This is a genomic window from Burkholderia sp. MSHR3999 (genome assembly GCF_000833595.1).
Taxonomy (GTDB): domain Bacteria; phylum Pseudomonadota; class Gammaproteobacteria; order Burkholderiales; family Burkholderiaceae; genus Burkholderia; species Burkholderia ubonensis.
Genome location: NZ_JRFO01000005.1, coordinates 195,760 through 217,141, shown reverse-complemented (window position 1 = coordinate 217,141; position 21,382 = coordinate 195,760). Strand labels below are relative to the sequence as shown.

At 69.3% G+C, this 21,382-nt stretch carries 3 protein-coding genes; all 3 read left to right on the top strand.

Annotated features, from left to right (window positions below):
- Window positions 1–236 precede the first annotated feature (236 nt).
- From KY49_RS14855 to KY49_RS14845, 3 genes are read left to right on the top strand one after another with little or no spacing between them, the layout of a single operon-like run.
- Window positions 237–4,661, top strand: coding sequence for a hybrid fatty acyl-AMP ligase/type I polyketide synthase (locus KY49_RS14855; RefSeq protein ID WP_042585417.1), 4,425 nt, complete (start codon window positions 237–239; stop codon window positions 4,659–4,661).
- Entirely contained in the window at window positions 4,658–7,981 is a 3,324-nt protein-coding gene (locus KY49_RS14850) for a type I polyketide synthase (RefSeq protein ID WP_042585416.1), read from the top strand. Before KY49_RS14855 ends, KY49_RS14850 begins: the two co-directional genes overlap by 4 nt.
- Entirely contained in the window at window positions 7,978–21,372 is a 13,395-nt protein-coding gene (locus KY49_RS14845) for a hybrid non-ribosomal peptide synthetase/type I polyketide synthase (RefSeq protein WP_042585415.1), read from the top strand. The genes KY49_RS14850 and KY49_RS14845 overlap by 4 nt, the downstream gene beginning before the upstream one ends.
- Window positions 21,373–21,382: the final 10 nt, after the last annotated feature.

The following is a 21,382-nucleotide window of genomic DNA, read 5'->3' as shown; positions in this document are numbered from 1 at the left end:
GTCCGGCATTTACGGGGCAGACACCGGGTTCTCGCGGTGCTCTAATTTCCACAGGCGAAACACACTGACGTTCAATCATTCAATCGAAACGGAGGCGATGCGTTATCTCGTTCGCCACGCCGGATCTCAATCTGCTTCGCGCAGGACAGCCTGCCGTTGCCCATCGGAATGAACGCTAACCGGCCTCAAGGTGGCGTGCCTCCAAATCAATGCTCTGCAGACAACGAAGGTTTCGTATGCTTCCCGAAATGAAATTCAGGACTGTTACGGAATTATTGCAATTTCGCGGCCATGACACGCCGGAGAAAACGGCATTCATTTTTCTCGACAACGGCGAAGCGGAGCTGACCCGGCTGACGTTCGGCGACCTGGACAAGCGGGCCCGCGGCATCGCCGCCAGATTGCAGGGCATGGCGCAACCGGGCGATCGCGTGCTGCTGGTCTATCCGCCCGGGCTGGAATTCATCAGCGCATGGGCGGGATGCCTGTACGCCGGCCTGATCGGCGTGCCGGCCTATCCTCCGCGCAGGCATCGTCCGGCCGATCGTCTCAAGTCGATCGTCGCCGACGCCGGGCCGGTCGTCGCGCTGACCGACGCAGCCACGCTCGACGGCATCGCGCATCGCGAGGATGGCTATTCCGACACGCTGGAACTGAAGATCCTTGCGACGGATCAGGGGTTCGACGCACCGGCCGGGCAATGGCGCGCGCCGGACATCACGCCGCAGACGCTCGCGCTCCTGCAATACACGTCGGGCTCCACCGGCACGCCCAAAGGCGTGATGATCAGCCACGCGAACATCCTGAGCAACATGGCGGTCATCGCCGAGGCGAGCAATGCCGACGCGTCGACCGTGTTCGTGAGCTGGCTCCCCGTGTTTCACGACATGGGGTTCTTCGGGAAAGTGCTGCTGCCGATCCATCTCGGCGTGCTTTCGGTGCTGATGGCGCCGGCGGCTTTCGTGCAGAAGCCCATCCGCTGGCTGCAGGCGATCACGAAGTATCGCGGCACGCATTGCGCCGCGCCGGACTTTGCCTACGACCTGTGCGCGCGCAAGATTTCCGACGAAGCCAAGGCGCAGCTCGACTTGAGCAGCTGGCAGGTTGCCTTCAACGGCGCGGAGCCGGTGCGCGCCGACACGGTGGCGCGTTTTTCGCGCGCATTCGCGTCGTGCGGCTTCCACGCGCATACGATGCGCCCGGTCTACGGCATGGCCGAGGCGACGCTGTTCATCACCGGCCAGCCGGCGCGCTCGCTGCCGCTCGTGGCCGACTTCGACGCCGACGGCCTGGCCCAAGGCGTGGCGACGAAAAGCGCGGGCGGCAAGCCTCATGCGCTCGTCTCGTGCGGCCGGGTCTGGGCGGAGCACCGCCTGCGGATCGTGAACGCGGAGACCGGCCAGCCGTGCCCGCCGGGCCGGATCGGCGAAATCTGGGTGACCGGCCCGAGCGTCGGCGTCGGCTACTGGAACCGCCCCGAGGAAACGGAGCGCACCTTTCACGCGAGGCTGGACGGTGACGACGCGCGTTACCTGCGCACGGGCGATCTCGGCTTCGTCGACGGCGACGACCTCTTCGTCACCGGCCGCTTGAAAGACCTCATCATCATCGCCGGCCGCAATCACTACCCTCAGGATCTCGAACAATCCGCCGAGGGAAGCCACCCGGCGCTGGCGCCCAACGCGTCGGCGGCCTTCTCGATCACCGTCGACGACGTGGAGCGGGTCGTCATCGCGTGCGAAGTGCGCCGCGAAGCGCTCAACACGCTGAACGCCGAAGCCGTCGCCGCGGAGATCCGGCGCACGCTCGCCGAAGCGCATGACGTCGACCTGTATGCGGCGATCCTGTTGAAGCCCGCCACGATCCCGCGCACGTCCAGCGGAAAAATCCAGCGGAGCCGAACCCGGCAGGCATTCCTGAACGGACAAGGGCTCGCGATCGCGGGCGAGTGGCGGCGTGCGGTCTCCGCGGAATACGCGCCCCCCGCAACCGCTGCCGCACGCGGCACGCAGGCGCTGGTGCAATGGTTCGTCGAGCATGTCGCGCGCCTGTCGGGCATCGCGCCCGGCGATCTCGACCCCAACGCGCCGTTCAGCGCCTATGGGCTCGACTCGAAAGACGCCATCATGCTCACGGGCGAGTTGCAGGACTGGCTTGGGCAGCCGGTTTCCCCTACGGTCGTCTACGATTTTCCGAGTATTTCCCTGCTGGCGCGCCATTTGAGCGGCGGCGCGAATGCGCGCCCGGAAACGGCGCCCGCTTCCGCCGAAGCGCGCGCGGATATCGCCATCGTCGGCATCGGATGCCGCTTCCCCGGCGCCGATCATCCCGACGCGTTCTGGCAGCTTCTGCTGGAAGGCCGCGACGCGGTCGGCGCGTCGAACCCGCGCGCCGCCAACCTTCCGGCCACCGGACTGCTCGAGCAGGTCGACCAGTTCGATGCGGATTTCTTCGGCATCAGCGCCCGCGAAGCCGAGGCGATGGACCCGCAGCAGCGCCTGCTGCTCGAGGTCGCCTGGGAGACGTTCGAGCACGCGGGCATCGCACCCCGGAGTCTCGCCGGCGGACGCACCGCGGTCATCGTCGGCATCAGCAATACGGACTACGTCCGTCTGGCGCAGGAGGAAGCCGCGGACGTCGGCCCCTATGTCGCGACCGGCAATGCGCTGAGCGTCGCCGCCAACCGCATTTCCTACACGCTCGACCTGCGCGGCCCGAGCTGGGCGGTCGACACCGCGTGCTCGTCGTCGCTCGTCGCGGCTCATCAGGCGTGCCGCGCGCTGCAGCGCGGCGAGTGCGATGCGGCGCTCGCCGGCGGCGCCAACCTGATCCTGGCGCCGCAATTGAGCGCCTCCTTCACGCAATCGGGCATGCTGTCGTCGGACGGCCGATGCAAGGCGTTCGACGCGGCAGCCAACGGCTATGTGCGCGGCGAAGGCGTGGGCATGGTGCTGCTCAAGCGTCTCGACGATGCCGTCAGGGACGGCGACACCGTGTTCGCGGTGATCCGCGGCTCGGCGGTGAACCAGGACGGCCGCAGCAACGGCCTGACCGCGCCCAATGGTCCGGCCCAGCAGGCCGTGATCGACAGTGCGCTGCGCGATGCCGGCGTGCAGGCGCGGGACGTCGGCTTCGTCGAGGCGCACGGGACGGGAACGCCGCTTGGCGACCCCATCGAATTGAATTCGCTGACGGCGGTCCTGGGCGGATCGCGTCGCCCGGAAGATCTCTGCTGGATCGGTTCGGTCAAGACCAACATCGGCCATCTGGAATCGGCGGCGGGCATCGCCAGCCTGATCAAGACCGCGCTGGCGCTGCACCATCGCGCCATCCCGCCGAACCTCCATTTCCGGTCGCTCAATCCTCATATCGCGCTCGACGGCACGCCCTTCCGTATTCCGCAGCAGGTCACGCCCTGGCATGCGGAGCACGGGCCGCGCGTGGCCGGCGTGAGTTCGTTCGGCTTCGGCGGCACCAACGCGCACATGATCCTGTCCGAAGCGCCGCCGCGGCCCGGGGAGATCGAAGCCGATCCGGCGGCGCTCACGGCACCTGCGGCGCGCGTCGTGACGCTCTCCGCGCGCACGCCCGAAGCATTGCAGGCCCTGGCGGCGTCCTATGCCGCATATCTCGACGCCCATCCCGAGATCCGTTTGCGGGATGTCGCGTTCACGGCGAACACCGGGCGCACCCACTTCTCGCGGCGCGCCGCCGTCGTCGCGTCGAGTCTCGATGCGTTGCGTGCGCAACTGCATGGCGTTACGGCAAGCACAAGCGCCGAAACACCGCCTGCGGCGACGTTCCACTTTTGCGCGGACGATGGCGGCAGCGCCGACGCGGAGCGGCAATTGCGCGCGGCCAGCCCCGCGTTTCGCGCGCTGATGGACCGGCAACGCGAAGCGCCCGGGCTCGATACTCCCGAAGCACGGTTCACGGCATTCCAGCGTGCGCTCGCGCAATTGTGGATGTCCTTCGGCATCACGCCGCAAGCGGTTCGCAGCACCGGCGACGGGCATCGCGCCGCGGCCTCGTTTGCGGACGTGCCGCCGGCGCCGGACGGCGATGCGGCCGGAAGCATCGTGATCGAGATCGGCGCGCGCACGGCCGCGTGGGACACGATCCTGCACACGCTCGCCGAACTCTACGTGCGCGGCGCATCCATCGACTGGCATGCGGTCGAGCAGGACGACGCGCACCGGCGGCTCACGCTGCCGACCTACCCGTTCGAGCGTCGCGGCTTCTGGATACCCGCGCGCGAGCCCCGGCATCCGCTGCTCGGGCGCCTCAAGGAGCAGCACGCGCACACGCCCGGCACGTGGATCTGGGAGTCGCGCCTCGACGCGCCGGCCACCGCGTTTCTCGGCGGGCATCGCGTCAAGGGCGCGCCCGTCCTGCCCTATTCCGCCTATGTGGAAATGGCGCTGGCGGCCGCGTCGCAGATCGGTTCCGCCGGCCATGCGACGTTGAAGGACCTCGCGCTGCATGCGCCGTTGCCGCTGCATCCGCATGAATCGCGCACCGTGCAGACCGTGCTGAGCCGTCAGTCCGGGGGACCGTTTTCGTTTGCCGTCTATCACCGGATCGAGGACACGAGCGCCGCCGCGACATGGCAGATGTGCGCCAGTGCCGAAATTCACGAATCGGATTGGAGCCACGCATGAAATTCGGCCTGATGTTCTTCGCCAGCAGTGAAGAGGCGTTGTCCGGCAACAAGTACCGGCTCGTGATGGAAAGCGCCCGCTTCGCCGATGCGAACGGGTTTTCCAGCGTCTGGGTGCCGGAGCGCCATTTCACCGAATTCGGCTCGCTGTACCCCAATCCCGCCGTGCTGCACGCCGCGCTCGCCGCGTCCACCCAACGCGTGAGGCTGCTCGCGGGCAGCGTGGTCGGCGCGCTGCACAACCCGATCCGCATCGCGGAAGAGTGGTCGATGGTGGACAACCTGTCGAACGGCCGCGTGGGCGTTTCGTTCGCGTCCGGATGGAATCCTGACGATTTCGTGTTCGCCCCGGAAAAGTACGCGACGCGGCAGGACGAGATGCTGACCGCGATGCGCGCCGTTCAGCATCTGTGGCGCGGCGGCACGCTGGATGCGCGCAACGGCGTCGGCAAGCCGGTGCAGCTGCGCATCTACCCGACGCCGGTGCAGCCGGAGCTGCCCATCTGGGTGACCGCGGCCAGCAACCCGCAGACCTTCGTCCTCGCCGGCGAAGTCGGCGCCAACCTGCTGACCCACGTGCTCGACCAGGATCGGGATCAGCTCGCCCACAAGATCGCGCTCTACCGCGACGCGCGCGCGAAGCATGGCTTCGACCCGGCGGCGGGCACCGTCTCCGTGATGCTGCACACGTTCGTCGGCGCGGACCCGGCGCAGGTGCGCGAGCAGGCGCGCGCGCCGTTCTGCAACTACATCCGCAGCAATATCGGCCTGCTGAACGGGCTGGCGCAAAGCCGCGGCCAGTCGGTGGACGTGCGCGCGATGGGCGCGCGCGAGCTGGACGAGTTCGTCGAGTTTCTCTACGAACGCTTCGCGCAATCGCGCGGCCTCATCGGCACCCCGGAAACCTGCGTCGAGCTGGTGCGGGACCTGGAATCGATCGGCGTGGATGAAGTGGCCTGCCTGCTCGATTTCGGTCCGCCGGTCGAGCTGATCCTCGGCAATCTGCCGCAGTTGCGCCGGCTGCGGGAGATGTGCGCATCCAGGCCGTCCGCCGCGCCACGGCGATTCGACGCCGCTTCGGTGCAGGCCCGCTGCACCGAAACGGCATCGGGCGCGGACTTCAATGGCGAAATCCGCCAACACGGCGTTCAGATCGACGGCGTGTTCGACGCGATCCGGCAGATCTGGCGTACCGCCGGCGAGGCGCTGGGGAAAATCAGCCTGCCCGCCGATGCGCCGGCGTCGTCGCAATACCACGTGCATCCCGCTTTCCTCGACGCGTGCAGCCGCGTGCTCGCCGCCGCGATCGACGCGGATGCGCTGAACGAGGGCGGCATGTACCTGCCCAGTTCGATCGGCGCGGTGCGCGTGCATCAGCCGCCGTCGTCGGCCGACGCGTGGAGTCATGCCACGCTGCGCAAGCCGGTCGGGCAAGATGCGCTGGAGGGCGATATCCGCGTCTATGACCTCGCCGGACGACTGCTGATCGAGATCGACGCGCTGCGGCTGCAGCACGTGCGTTCCGCGCAAACCGTCGGGCGGCAAGAGGTCGCCCCGCTGCTGTATCAGCGCGTCTGGCGACCGTCGAGCGGCGACGCGGCAACCGGCCGCTCGGCGCATGGCGAGTGGCTGATTCTCGCGGACCGCGGCGGCGTCGGCGCGCAAGTGGCGGCGCTGCTGGAAAGCGCGGGCGATACGTGCGCGCTGTACTTCGCGGACGCGACGCCGCGCCTGCCCGCGCTCGACCGGCCGCTGAAGGGCGTCATCCACCTGTGGAGCCTCGATCTCGAGCCGTCCGACATCGCGGCGAGACGGCATGCCAGCACGAGCGTGCTGCAACTGGTCAGGGCGCTTGCGTCACGCGCCCCGTCGGCCGGGCAGGCGCGTCTGTGGCTGGTGACGTCGGGCGCGATGAACGTGCTGGAAGGCGAATCGACGGCCGTCGCGCAGGCGCCCCTGTGGGGACTGGGCCGGGCGATCGCCGTCGAGCATGCCGCGCTGTGGGGCGGGCTCGTCGACCTCGATCCCGCGCAGCCGTCCGCGGCGCACGTCGTGCAAGCGGTTCGGGCCGGCGGCCGTGAAGACATGATCGCGTATCGCCGCGACCAGCGCTACGTCGCGCGCATCGCCCGCGACAATCGCGAATTCGTCAGTCACCGCCCGATCAGGTTCCACGGCGACACGACCTATCTGGTGACCGGCGGGCTCGGCGGGCTCGGCCTGCGGCTCGCGTCCTGGCTCGCCGCCAACGGCGCCGGCAAGATCGCGCTGCTCGGGCGCGGCGAGCCGTCCCCCGCGGCCGAAAAAATCCTGCGCACGCTCGACGCCCGGGTCATTCGCGCCGATCTGTCGCGTCGTGAGGACGTCGCCGCAGCCATCGGCGAAATCGCACGCTCGATGCCGCCGCTCAAGGGCGTCTTCCACCTCGCCGGCACGCTCGACGATGCGCTGCTGACGCGCCAGGACGGCGATGCCTTCCATCGCGCCGGCAGCGGCAAGGCCGACGGAGCCTGGTATCTGCACGAGCTGACGGCCGACCTGCCGCTCGACCATTTCGTGCTGTTCTCGTCGATGGCCGCGCTGCTCACCATGCCGGGCCAGGGTAATTACGCCGCGGCGAACGGCTTCCTCGACGCCCTCGCGCATCATCGGCGCGCGCACGGAAAACCGGGCCTCAGCGTCAATTGGGGGCCGTGGGCGGAGATCGGCCACGCCGCCACCGACTATGGGCGGCGCGCCCACGAGCAACTGGCCGGGCTCGGCGTCGGCACGCTGTCGCCCGAACTGGCGATCGCGGCGCTGGAGCGGCTGATGGCGTCCGGCGTCGTCCAGTCCGGGGTGGCCCGGATCGACTGGCCGACCTTGTTCCGGGTCGATGCGCCGGCCGCCGGGTCGGCGCTGTTTTCCGAACTGGCGCAACCGGCCGCCCAGCCGGCGCAGCAAGAGACCGAACTGCTGCGCCAGCTCCGTTCGTGCGCGCCGCGCGAGCGGATCGAGCTCGTCACCGGCACGCTCGCGCAGATGCTGGCCAAGACCCTTCGCCTCTCCGGCGCCGACGCCATCGCGCCCGAGCAATCGCTGTTCGATCTCGGCCTGAATTCCCTGATCGCGCTCGAACTGACCGACAGCCTCACCAAGGTGTTCGGAAAACCGTTTCGCGCCACGCTGCTGTTTTCCTATCCGAACCTGCAGACGCTCGCCCAATACGTGCTCAACGAACTGTCGCCGTCGCTTCCTGCGCCCGTCGTCGACGAAGCATCCGATGACCTCGACGAGGACGACCTTTCCGAACTGATCGCCCAGGAGATCGGCGCACAATGAACGCCAAGGCCACTCAAGCACTGAAAGCCGCGCTCGACGAACTGCGCCTGCGGCGCGCGGAAATCGCGGCGCTGCGTTCGGACCGCAACGAGCCGATCGCCGTCATCGGCATGGCTTGCCGCTTTCCCGGCAGCAGCGATACGCCGGCCGCGTTCTGGCAACTGCTCGACCACGCGCGCGACGCCGTCACCGAAGTGCCGCGCGAACGCTGGGACATCGACCGCTATTACGACCCGGACCCGGCCGCGCCCGGCAAGATGGCGACCCGCCACGGCGCCTTCATCGAACGCGTGGATCAATTCGACGCGGCGTTCTTCGGGATCGCGCCGCGCGAGGCCACCTACCTCGATCCGCAGCAAAGGCTGCTGCTCGAAGTGGCCTGGGAAGCGCTCGAAAACGCCCATCTCGCGCCCGAGCGCTTCAGGCAGTCCGCCACGGGCGTATACGTCGGCATCACCTGCTTCGACCATGCCATTCAGGTGTCCAATGCGTCGACGCCGTCGAGCAGCTACGCCGGCACCGGCAGCGCGCTGAACATGGCCGCGGGCCGGTTGTCGTTCGTGCTGGGCCTCACCGGCCCGAGCATGGCGATCGACACCGCGTGCTCGTCGTCGCTGGTCTGCCTGCACCTCGCGTGCGAAAGCCTGCGCTCGCGCGAAACCAGCATGGCGCTCGCGGGCGGCGTCAATCTCATGCTCTCGCCCGAGGTCATGGTCAGCTTCTCGCAGGCGCGCATGCTGTCGCCGGACGGGCGCTGCAAGACCTTCGACGCGGCGGCGGACGGCTACGTGCGCGGCGAAGGCTGCGGCATGGTGGTGCTCAAGCGCCTCGCCGACGCGCTCGCCGACGGCGACCGGGTGCTCGGCATCGTGCGCGGCACGGCGGTCGACCAGGGCGGCGCGGGCGGCGGGCTGACGGTGCCGAGCCGCGATTCGCAGGAGCGCGTGATCCGCCGCGCGCTGAACCAGGCCGGCGTCGCGCCCGGCGACGTCTCGTATGTCGAGGCCCACGGCACCGGGACGTCCCTCGGCGACCCGATCGAGGTCGAGGCGCTGGCCGGCGTCTATGGCCCCGGGCGCGCGGCCTCCGAGCCGCTCGTGATCGGCTCGGTCAAGACCAACATCGGGCATCTGGAATCGGCCTCCGGCATCGCCGGGCTGATCAAGGTGCTGCTGTCGTTCGAACACGGCAGGATTCCTGCGCATCTGCATTTCACGCAACCCAATCCGCATACGCCGTGGCAGGACATCCCGATCCGCGTCGCGGCCGATCCGGTCGCGTGGCCGCGCGGGGAGCGCCGGCGCGTCGCCGGGTTGAGCGCGTTCGGCTTCAGCGGCACCAATGCCCACGCGATCGTCGAGGAACCGCCGGTCGCGCCGGCGCACGATGCGCAGCGTTCGCTGCTGCTGCTATCGGCCAGGTCCGAAGCGGCGCTGACGGCGCTCGCGCAACGCTACGAGCGCGCGATCGCCGGCGCGCCGCCGCACGAGCTGGCCGCGATCTGCCGCGCCGCCGCCGTGGGACGGAGCCACTATCCGTTTCGCGCGGCCTATGCGTCGGGCGTGCGGGAACCGGCGACGACTTCGGCGCGCGCGGGCAAGGCCTCGCGCATGGGCTTCATGTTCGCGTCGCTGGACACCGGCGTCGCGCGCGAGCTGCACGCGTCGGAACCGCATTTCCGCGCAGCCTTCGAACGTTGCTCGGTGCCGCTGTCGGCGCTCGATACCGATGCGGGCCGCTTCGCGGTCCACTTCGCGTGGGCGGAACTGTGGAACGCATGGGGCATCCGTCCCTCCGTCGTGTCGGGCCATGGCGTCGGCGAATATGTCGCGGCCTGCGTGGCGGGTGTCGTGAGCCTTGCCGACGCGCTGCGCCTCGTGGCCGCCCGGTCCGATGCCGACGCGTTGCGCGCCGCGCTGCAGGACATGGCGCTCGCACGGCCGTCGGTCCGCCTGATTTCCGGCAGTGTCGGCACCGAGGTGACCGACGAGGTCACGCATCCGCAGTACTGGCTGCAGTTGACCGGGCGGCCGGATCAGGCCGACGCGCCGCACACGCCGGACGGGCTCGCCGACGGCTGGCTGCCGCCGCCATGCGCCGGCCACGCACTGGAGCGCGCGCTCGCGGCCCTGTACGTGCAGGGCTGGCAGTTCGACTGGAACGCGTTGTTCCCGGGGTCCGCCCAGCCCGCCACGACCTTGCCGAACTACCCGTTCGAGCGCCAGCGCTTCAGTCTCGAGAAAAACCGCTCGCCCGTCGTCGGCATGGATGCCGGCAGCATCGAGGAAGCATCGCGGCGCCTCAGAACGTCCGGCAAGTATTCGGAGGAAGTGCTGAACGCATTCCCGGAACTGCTTCAGACCGCGTTCGCCCCCGCCGAAACCGCCGCCCCGGACGCAAACCCGCTCTATCACGTGGTGTGGGAGCAGCAAGCCGCGTTGCCGGCGGCCCGGTTCGCCGCCGACGCATCGCCGTGGCTGATCTTCGCGGACGAGAGCGGCGCAGGCGACCGGTTCGCGGCCCTGCTGCGCGCGCGCGGCGCATCCTGCGCGCTGGTCCGCGCCGGCCGCGACTATCGCGCACCCGCGGAAGCAGATGCGGCCTGGCAAGTCGCGCCCGAGCAGCCGGACCATTTCGTCCGCCTGCTGAAGGAGGCCGCCGCGCCCGGGCAGCGCATCGTCTTCTTGTGGGCGCTGGACGAAACCGTCGGCGCGTCGCGCATGTCCACGGCGCTGCTGCATCTCGTGCGCGCGCTGGGCAGCGGCGAGCGCGACTGGGCGGCGTCGGCCCGGCCCAGGATCTGGGTGGTCACGCGCGACGCGGTGGAAGCCGGCGAAGCGCCCCGTGTATCGGGACTCGCGCAGGCTGCGCTGGCGGGCCTGGCGCGGGGTGCGATGATCGAGCATCCGGAATGGTTCGGCACCGCGATCGATCTCGATCCGGCCGCGCCGGAGGACGAGACGCAGGCGCTGCTTCACGAGGTGCTCGGCGAGAGCCGCGAAGAACAGGTGGCCTTGCGGCAAGGCGCGCGCTACGTCGCGCGCCTGAGCCCGCTCGCGCAAGCCGAAACGGCCGCGCTGCCGGTCGACCCGGAAGCGGCCTACCTGATCACCGGCGGGTTCGGCGCGCTCGGGCTGCACACCGCCAGGTGGCTGGCGGCGCACGGCGCAGGCACGCTGATCCTGGTCGGCCGGCAAGGGGCCGCGAGCGACGAGAGCCAGCGGGCGATCGCCGAGCTGCGCGAGCGGAACGTGACCGTCCGTTGCGAGCGCCTCGACATCACCGACCCGGCGGCCGTCGCGGATTGCTTCGCCGCGCTCCGGCGCGAACGCGTGCCGCTGCGGGGCATCGTGCATGCGGCCGGCATCGTCGGCTACAAGCCGATCATGCAGGTCGAGCGCGAGGAACTGGAAGCCGTCCTGCAACCGAAGGTCGCCGGCGCATGGCTGCTCCATCAGCACAGCGAACCGTTCCCGCTCGACTTCTTCATCCTGTTTTCGTCGATCGCGTCCGCGTGGGGCTCGCGCGACCAGGCGCACTACAGCGCCGCGAACCGCTTCCTCGACGCGCTCGCGCATCATCGCCGCCATCTGGGCCTGCCGGCCTCGAGCGTGAACTGGGGGCCGTGGGCGCAGGGCGGCATGACCTTCCCCGAGGCCGAAGCGCTGCTGCGGCGCGTCGGCATCCGGTCGCTGGCGGCGGATCGCGCGCTCGACGTGCTCGATCATCTCCCCGCCGTGCCCCAGGTGGCGGTCGTCGACATCGACCTCGCGCTGTTCCAGGGCTCCTACGAGGCGCGCGGACCGAAGCCCTTCCTCGACCGCGTGCGGGTCGACGCAACCCCGCCGAGCGCGCCGGCGATGCCCGCGCTGAGCGACAAATCCCCCCGCGAGCGCAAGCGCCTGCTGGCGGACGCCATCGACCGCGCGGTTGCGCAGGTGCTCGGCTTCGGCTCGGCGACGCCGGACCGCGACCGCGGATTCTTCGAGATGGGCATGGATTCGCTGATGGCGGTGGACCTGCGCGCGCACCTCGAAAAAGCGCTCGGCGCGCCGTTGTCGGTCGCGCTGCTGTTCGATCATCCGACGGTCAACGCCCTCGCGGATTTCCTGGCGGAGCAGTCGTCCGCCACGGCGCCGGACGCGACCGCCGCGCCCACTGCGCCGGCGCAGGCCGTCTCGCCGCGGCCGGCCGCGCCCGCCGTTGCGACACGCGAGGCCGGCACGCAGGAGCCGATCGCGATCGTCGGCATGAGCTGCCGCTTTCCGGGCGCCGCGCACGATCTCGACGCCTATTGGCAGTTGCTGAACGACGGGGTGGACGCGATTTCCGAAGTGCCGCGCGAGCGCTGGGACATCGACGCGTACTACGATCCCGATCCCGAAGCGCCGGGGCGCATGTATTGCCGCTTCGGCGGCTTTCTCGACGGCGTCGACCAGTTCGATCCGGCGTTTTTCCGCATCACGCCGCGCGAAGCGGCCGCGATGGACCCGCAGCAGCGCCTGCTGCTCGAAGTCAGTCACGAAGCGCTGGAGCATGCCGGCATTCCCGTCGACAGCCTGAAGGGCAGCCGCACCGGCGTGTTCGTCGGCATCACCACCAACGATTACGCGAATCTGCAGCTTCGCAACGGCGGCGGCAGCGGCATCGACGGCTATTTCTTCACCGGCAATCCGCTCAACACGGCGGCCGGCCGCATCTCCTACGGGCTGGGCCTGCAAGGCCCGAGCATGGCGATCGACACCGCCTGCTCGTCGTCGCTCACCGCGATCCATACCGCGAGCCAGAACCTGCGCACTGGCGAGTGCGATCTCGCCATCGCGGGCGGCGTCAATCTGATTCTTTCGCCGGACAACTCGATCGCCGTGTCGCGCACGCGGGCGCTGGCCCCGGACGGCCGCTGCAAGACCTTCGACGCGGCGGCGGACGGCTTCGTGCGCAGCGAAGGCTGCGGCGCGCTCGTGCTCAAGCGGCTGTCCGATGCGCTCGCCGCGGGCGATCGCGTGCTGGCCGTGCTGCGCGGTTCGGCCGTCAACCACGACGGTGCGTCGAGCGGCTTTACCGCGCCGAACGGGCGCGCGCAGGAAGAAGTGATCCGCAAGGCGCTGGGCGGGATTCCCGCCGCGTCCGTCGATTACGTGGAAGCGCACGGCACCGGCACCGCACTGGGCGATCCGATCGAGGTGCAGGCGCTGGCGACGGTATTCGGCGCCGGCCGCGACGCGGGCAGGCCGCTGCGCGTCGGCTCGGTGAAAACCAACATCGGCCACACGGAATCCGCCGCCGGCATCGCGGGGGTCATCAAGGTCGTGCTGTCGCTCAACCACGAGCGCATTCCCGCCCACCTGCATTTCCGCCACCCGAGCCCGCTGGTGCGCTGGGACGAGCTGCCGATCGAGATCTGCGCCGAGGCGAGCGCGTGGCCGCGCGGCGCGCAGCCACGGCGAGCCGGCGTCAGCGCGTTCGGCGCGAGCGGCACCAACGCGCACCTGGTGCTGGAGGAAGCGCCCGCGCCGGCGCGGCAGGCGACGCCGTCGAGGCACAACGTGCATCCGCTCGTCCTGTCGGCCAAGACGCCGGCGGCATTGCGCGAGCTTGCCGCGCGCTATCAGCGGCGGCTCGAAGCCGAACCCGGTCTCGATATCGCGGCCGTGGCGTATTCGGCGTCGACCGGCCGCTCGCATTTCGCGCATCGGCTGGCGCTGCCGGTGTCGTCGCTCGAGGACGCCGTCGAAAAGCTGCGCGCGTTCCACGCGAAAGAGCCCGCCGCCGCGACGCAGCCCGCGCCCCGCGTGAAGATGGCGTTCCTGTTCACCGGCCAGGGTTCGCAATACGCCGGCATGGGCCGCCGCCTGTACGACGCGTATCCGGTGTTCCGCGACGCGATCGACCGCTGCCGCGCGGTGGCCGACGCGCTGCTCGACAAGCCGTTGCTCGAGGTGCTGTCCGCCCGCAACGAGGACATTCACCAGACCGGCTACAGCCAGCCTGCGCTGTTCTCGCTGCAGTACGCGCTCACCACGTTGCTGGCGTCGTTCGGCGTGACGCCCGACGCCGTGATGGGACACAGCGTCGGCGAGTACGCGGCGGCCTGCGCGGCCGGCATCTTCTCGCCGGAAGACGGCCTGCGGCTGATCGCCGAACGCGGCCGGCTGATGCAGGCGCTGCCCCGCGACGGCGAGATGGCGGCCATTTTCGCGGACCTCGCCACGGTCGAGCGCGCGATCGAAGCCTATCCGCACGAGGTGGCGGTGGCTGCCGTCAACGGCCCGGCCAGCATCGTGATCTCCGGCAAGCGCGAGCGCATCGCGATGCTCGTCGACGCGTTCGCCGCGCAAGACATCCGGTCCGTGCCGCTCAATACGTCGCACGCGTTCCACTCGCCGCTGCTCGAGCCGATGCTGGACGAGTTCCAGGCCGCGGCGAAAGCGGTGCGCGTCGCGCGCCCGGCGATCCCGTTCTATTCCAATCTCACGGGCGCCGTGATGGACGAGGCGCCCACCGACGCGTACTGGCGCCGTCACTGCCGGGAGCCGGTGCAGTTCGCGAGCAGCGTCGAACGCCTTGTCGAGGCCGGATTCAACCTGCTGGTCGAAATCGGCCCCAAGCCGGTGCTCGTCAACCTGGCGCGCGCCTGCTGCGCGCCGGACGCCGGCATCCAGTTCCTCGGCTTGCAGCGGCCGCAAGTGGAGCAGCAAGCCCTGGTCGAAGCGCTGTCGAGTCTTTACGCCCACGGCGTCGACGTCGATTGGGCCTCAACCGAAACACCCGCGCTCACGCGCGTCGCATTGCCGTCCTATCCCTTCCAACGCAGTCGTACCTGGTTCCAGAAAGCGGACACGTCCATGACCCAGACAAGCGCACTTCCCATCGCCGCAACGCCGACGCACAACCGTAGCGGCGAGGTTCTCGAATGGCTTCGCGGCAAGATCGGCGAATTGATCCAGGCCGATCCCTCCACCATCAACATCGACCTGCCCTTCCTGGAAATGGGCGCCGACTCGATCGTGCTGATCGAGGCGATCCGGCACATCGAGAAGCAGTACGGCGTGAAGCTGGTGATGCGCCGCTTCTTCGAAGACCTGGCGACGGTGCAGGCGCTGGCCGAGTACGTCGCCGACAACCTGCCGGCGGAGGACGCGCCGCCCCCGGCAGCGGCCGAACCGTCCGCAACGGCGGCCGCGCCGCGCCTTACGGCCGTGCCTGCGCCGCTCGCCGCCGCCCCGGCTGCCTCGGTGGAATGGGTCGCGGCCGAAGGCGGCTCCACGGTCGAGCGGGTGTTGCGCGAACAGAATCAACTGCTGTCCCACGTCATGAGCCAGCAGATGGAGCTGCTGCGCACGTCGCTGACCGGCCATGCCGACGGTCGGCCGACGGTCGCCGCGCAAGCCGTCGCGAGCGTCGCGCCGAAGGCCGCCGTTGCGGTCCATTCAGTTGCGCCCGCAACGAAACCCGCGCCTGCGGCTGCGCCTGCCGCGGACGATCAGCCCCGCAAGCCCATGATGCCGTGGGGCAGCCCGGTCGAACAGCGGGCGCGCGGGCTGTCCGCCGTGCAGCAGGAGCATCTCGAAGCGCTGATCGTGCGCTACACCACGCGCACCCGGAAATCGAAGGAGTCGGTGCAGGCTTCGCGCTCGGTGCTGGCCGACAGCCGCGCGACGGTGGGCTTCCGCTTCTCGACCAAGGAGATGCTGTATCCGATCGTCGGCGATCGCGCGGCCGGTTCGCGGCTGTGGGATATCGACGGCAACGAGTACATCGATTTCACGATGGGCTTCGGCGTGCACCTGTTCGGCCACACGCCGGAATTCATCCAGCAGCAGGTCACCCGCGAATGGCAGCGTCCGCTCGAACTGGGCGCGCGCTCCAGCCTCGTCGGCGAAGTGGCCGCGCGCTTCGCCCGCGTCACCGGCCTCGATCGCGTCGCCTTCTCGAACACCGGCACCGAGGCGGTGATGACCGCCATGCGGCTCGCGCGCGCCGTGACCGGGCGCGACAAGATCGTGATGTTCACGCATTCCTATCACGGCCATGCCGACGGCACGCTCGCCGCGGCGAACGCGGAAGGCGTGACGGAAGCCATGGCCCCCGGCGTGCCGTTCGGCTCGGTCGAGAACATGGTCCTGCTCGACTACGGCAGCGACGCCGCGCTCGAGACCATCCGCGGCATGGCGTCGACGATCGCCGCCGTGCTGGTGGAGCCGGTGCAGAGCCGCAACCCGTCGCTGCAGCCCGTCGCATTCCTCAAGGAGCTGCGCCGCATCACCGAGGAGGCCGGGGCCGCGCTGATCTTCGACGAAATGATCACCGGCTTTCGCGTCCATCCGGGCGGCTCGCAGGCCATGTTCGGCATTCGGGCCGATCTCGCAACCTACGGCAAGATCATCGGCGGCGGCCTGCCGCTGGGCGTGATCGCCGGCTCGCGACGCTTCATGGACGCGATCGACGGCGGCATGTGGACCTACGGCGACCACTCGTTCCCCGCCGCGGACCGCACGGCGTTCGGCGGCACCTTCTGCCAGTATCCGCTCGCCATGTCGGCCGCGCTGGCCGTGCTGGAGAAGATCGAGCAGGAAGGTCCGGCGCTGCAGGCCACGCTCAACGAACGGACCGCGCAAATCGCCGCCACGCTGAACGCGTTCTTCGCGGAGGCCGAGGCGCCGATCAAGGTCACGTGGTTCGGCTCGATGTTCCGCTTCGAATTCACCGAGAACCTCGACCTGTTCTTCTATCACATGCTCGAAAAGGGCATCTACATCTGGGAATGGCGCACCTGCTTCCTGTCCACCGCGCATACGGACGCCGATGTCGACCGCTTCATCCGCGCGGTGAAGGACAGCGTCGCCGACCTGCGCCGGGGCGGCTTCATCCGGCCTCATTCGAAGCACGGCACGGTTGCCGCGCTGAGCGAAGCGCAGCGGCAGTTGTGGGTCCTGTCGGAAGTCGACCCTGAAGGATCGCTGGCCTACAACGTCAACACCACCCTCGAACTGAACGGCCGGCTCGACGAGGCCGCGATGCGCGCGGCCGTCCAGGGCCTCGTCGATCGGCACGAGGCGCTGCGCACCACGCTGACGCCGGACGGGTCGGGCCAGATCGTGCATCCGTCGCTGACGCTCCAGATCCCGTTGATCGACACGGACCAGGACGCGTGGCGGGATCAGGAAAGCCGCCAGCCGTTCGACCTGGTGAACGGCCCGCTCTTTCGCGCCGCGCTCGTGCGCCTGAGCAGCGAGCGCCACCTGCTGGTGATGACGGCCCATCACATCATCTGCGACGGCTCCACGTTCGGCATCCTGCTCGAGGATCTGGCGCGGGCTTATGCCGGCGCGGCGCCGGCCGCGGCGCCGCTGCAGTTCCGCGAGTACCTGAAGCAGATCGACGGCCAGCGCCACAGCCCGGAAGCGAAGGCGAACCGCGAGTACTGGCTGGCGCAATGCGCGGGCCACGCCGAACCGCTGAATCTTCCGGTGGACTACCCCCGGCCCGCGGTGAAGACGTTTCACGGCGAGCGCGTGTCCCTGCATCTGAGCGCGGAGGAGGCCGCGTCGCTGCGCGCCGCCGCCCGTCAGAACGGCTGCACGCTCTACATGATGCTGCTCGCGGGCTTCAATCTGTTCCTGCACCGCATCGCCGGCCAGCAGGAGATCGTCACCGGCATCCCGGTGACCGGCCGCTCCGTGGCCGGCAGCGACCGCCTCGCCGGCTACTGCACGCATCTGCTGCCGCTGCGCTCCACGCTGCCGGACGCGGCCACCGTGGCGAGCTTCCTGGCCGGCACCCGCCAGAACCTGCTCGACGCGCTCGAGCATCAGGATTTCCCGTTCGCCGAGCTGGTCCGCGAAATCGGTGCGCAGCGTGACCTGAACGCCGCGCCGCTGGTATCGGCGGTCTTCAATCTGGAACCCGTGTCGGCGCTGCCCGAACTGCCCGGCCTGAAGGTCGGCCTGGTCGCCCCGCTGATCCGCCATACCGCGTTCGACCTGAACGTCAACGTGCTCGACGCGGGGCAGGAACTCCTGATCGATTGCGACTACAACACCGATCTGTTCGAACAGAGCACGGTGCAGCGTTTCCTCGGGATTTACCGGAAACTGCTGACGAGTCTCGCGGGCGATGCGTCGGCCGCCGTTGCCCGGCTGCCGCTGCTGAGCGATGCGGAACGGAACACGCTGACCGTCGAGTGGAACCGGACCGACACGGATTTCGGCGCAGACGCCGAGCAACCGCTGCACCGGCTGTTCGAGCAGCTGGCCGAGCGCACCCCCGACGCCGTCGCCGCCGTTCATGACGACGCGTCGCTCACCTACGCCGAGCTCAACCTGCGCGCCAACCGCCTCGCACACCATCTCATCGCGCTCGGCGTCGCGCCCGACTCCCTCGTCGGCGTCGCCATGGAGCGCTCGCTCGACATGATCGTCGCGCTGCTCGCCATCCTCAAGGCCGGCGGCGCTTACGTCCCCGTCGATCCCGACTACCCCGCCGAGCGCGTGCGCTTCATGATCGACAACGCTCAGTTGCGCTGGCTCCTCACCCAGCAGCATCTGCTTGCCGCGCTGCCCGACACCGACGCCCGCCTGATCGTCGTCGATCGCGACGCGCACGAGTTCGCCGCCGCGCCCGCGGCCAACCCCACGCCTGCGCTCAGCGGCGACAACCTCGCCTACATGATCTACACCTCCGGCTCGACCGGCAGGCCCAAGGGCGCGCTCAACTCCCATCGCGCCATCACCAACCGCATCCTCTGGATGCAGCACGCGTACGCGCTCGGCGCCGACGATGCCGTGCTGCAGAAGACCCCGTTCAGCTTCGACGTCTCGGTCTGGGAATTCTTCTGGCCGCTCGTCACCGGCGCGCGCCTCGTGTTCGCCCGGCCCGGCGGCCAGCGCGAGACCGACTACCTCGTCGATCTCATCGCGCGCGAAGGCATCACCACCGTCCATTTCGTGCCGTCCATGCTGCGCGCCTTCCTCGACCATCCGGACCTCGACGCGCACTGCGCGTCGCTGCGCCGCGTCGTGTGCAGCGGCGAGGCGCTGCCGTACGACCTGCAGCAACGCTTCTTCGAGCGCCTGGACGCCAGGCTGTACAACCTCTATGGCCCGACCGAGGCCGCCGTCGACGTGACCGCCTGGGAGTGCCGGCGCGACGACGCGCACCGCAACGTCCCGATCGGCCGGCCGATCGCCAATACCCGCGTCTATATCGTCGACGCGCAGATGCAGCCCGTGCCGGTCGGCGTGGCGGGCGAGCTGCTGATCGGCGGCACGCCGGTCGGGCACGGCTACCATGGCGAGCCCGAACTGAGCGCCCAGAAGTTCATCGCCGATCCGTTCTCCGCCGATCCGCACGCGCGCCTCTATCGCACCGGCGATCTCGCGCGCTACCGTGCCGACGGCAACATCGAATTCCTCGGCCGCATCGACCATCAGATCAAGCTGCGCGGCCTGCGCATCGAACTCGGTGAAATCGAGGCAACGCTGGCATCGCACCCGTGGGTCGACGCAGCCGTCGTGGCGCTGCGCGGCGTGGACGACGGCGCGAGACTCGTCGCGTGGCTGCTTTCGTCGCACCCCGAAGCCGAACTGATCGAGGCGGTGCGCGGGCACCTTCAGCAGCGGCTGCCGGATTACATGGTGCCGTCCGCGTTCGTCGTCCTGACCGCGTTCGCGCATCTGCCCAACGGCAAGCTCGATCGCGCCAGCCTGCCCGAACCCGGCGACGGCGTGGACCACGTCGAGCCCGGCAACGCGCTCGAAGCGCAGCTTGCGGCAATCTGGCAAGAAGTGCTCGGCAAGAACCGGATCAGCACGACCGCCAATTTCTTCGAGCTGGGCGGCAATTCGCTCTCCGCGACGAAGGTCGCCGCGCGCATCCGCCGCGATCTGCAGGTGAAGCTGGAAATCCGCAGCCTGTTCTCGCACCCCACCATTTCGAGCCTCGCGAAACGCATCGCCGATACGCAGCCGATCGATTACACGCCGGTGACGCCGCTGCCCGCGCAGCCGCAATACGAACTCTCGCCCGCGCAGACGCGGCTCTGGGTCCAGGATCGCCTCAATGCGGCGCAAGCCGGCGGGCCGCTGCCCACGTCGCTGCTGTTCGAGGGCGTGCTGGACGTGGACGCGCTCGTGCGCGCGTTCCGGGCGTTGAGCGAACGTCACGAGATCCTGCGCACGCGTTTCGTGCTGGTCGGCAATCAACCGTTCCAGCAAGTGCTGCCTGCCGTCGAAGCCGCGTTCCCGGTCGAGGTCGTGGATTTGCAGGATGCCGAGGACCGCGATGCGCAGGCCGCGTCGATCGAAGCCCGCGAACGGCTCGCGCCGATGGATCTCGCCGCCGGCCCGCTGTTCCGCGTCAAGCTGCTCAGGCTCTCCGAAGTCCGTCACGTCTGCATCTGCACGATGCATCACATCGTGACCGACGGCTGGTCCACGGAAGTGCTGCTCGACGACCTGTCGCAGATCTATAACGCGTTCGTCGAGCGCCGGGACAATCCGCTGCCCGCGCTCGCCATCCAGTACAAGGACTACGCGGGCTGGCTGAACCGCCTGCTCGCGGGGCCGGAAGGCGAGCGCATGAAGGATTACTGGCTGAACAAGCTGGGCGGCGGCCTGCGCGCGCTGGCACTGCCGGGCGACGTCGAGCAGCCTGCCGCGCCGAGCTGGAAAACCTGGCGCTTCGAACTGCCCGCCGCCGCGACGACGGCGCTGGAATCGCTCGGCAAGCGTCATGGCGCGACCTTGTTCATCGCGCTGCTGTCCGCCATCAAGGCGCTGTTCTACCGCCGCTCCGGCCAGGAGGACATCGTCGTCGGCACGCCGGTCGCGGGCCGCGAGCTTCCCGAGCTCGAGTCGCAGGTCGGCCCCTATCTGAACGTGCTGGCGCTGCGCGATCGCGTCGCCGGCGACGATCGTTTCGACACGCTGCTGACCCGCGTGCGCGACACCACCATCGAAGCGTTCTCCCACCCGCTTTATCCGCTGGATCGCCTGCTCGACGAGCTGCACGTCAAGCGCGTTCCGGGCCGCAATCCGCTCTTCGACATCGGCCTGACGCTGCAGAACCAGCGGCAAGGCGCCGTCGATCGCTATTCGGGGCAAGTGCGCATTTCGGAGCTGCCGGATCACAACCTGCAAGGCGCGGACACGGAAGCCGCGACCGACTTCTGGTTCCTGGCCGAGCCGCGCGACGAAGGTCTCGCGATCAGCGTCGTCTATCACGCCGGGCGGTTCAGCGAAGCGCTGGTGCGAGGCCTCGCCGACGAGCTGACGTCCGTGATCGGCGAGATTCTGGCCAACCCGGGCGTACGCATCCGGAACCTGACGCTGGGACAGCGCGCGCTGCGCGCCGACACCCGCCAGCCCGCCGTCGAACTCAGCGCATTCTAAGGAGAACTCG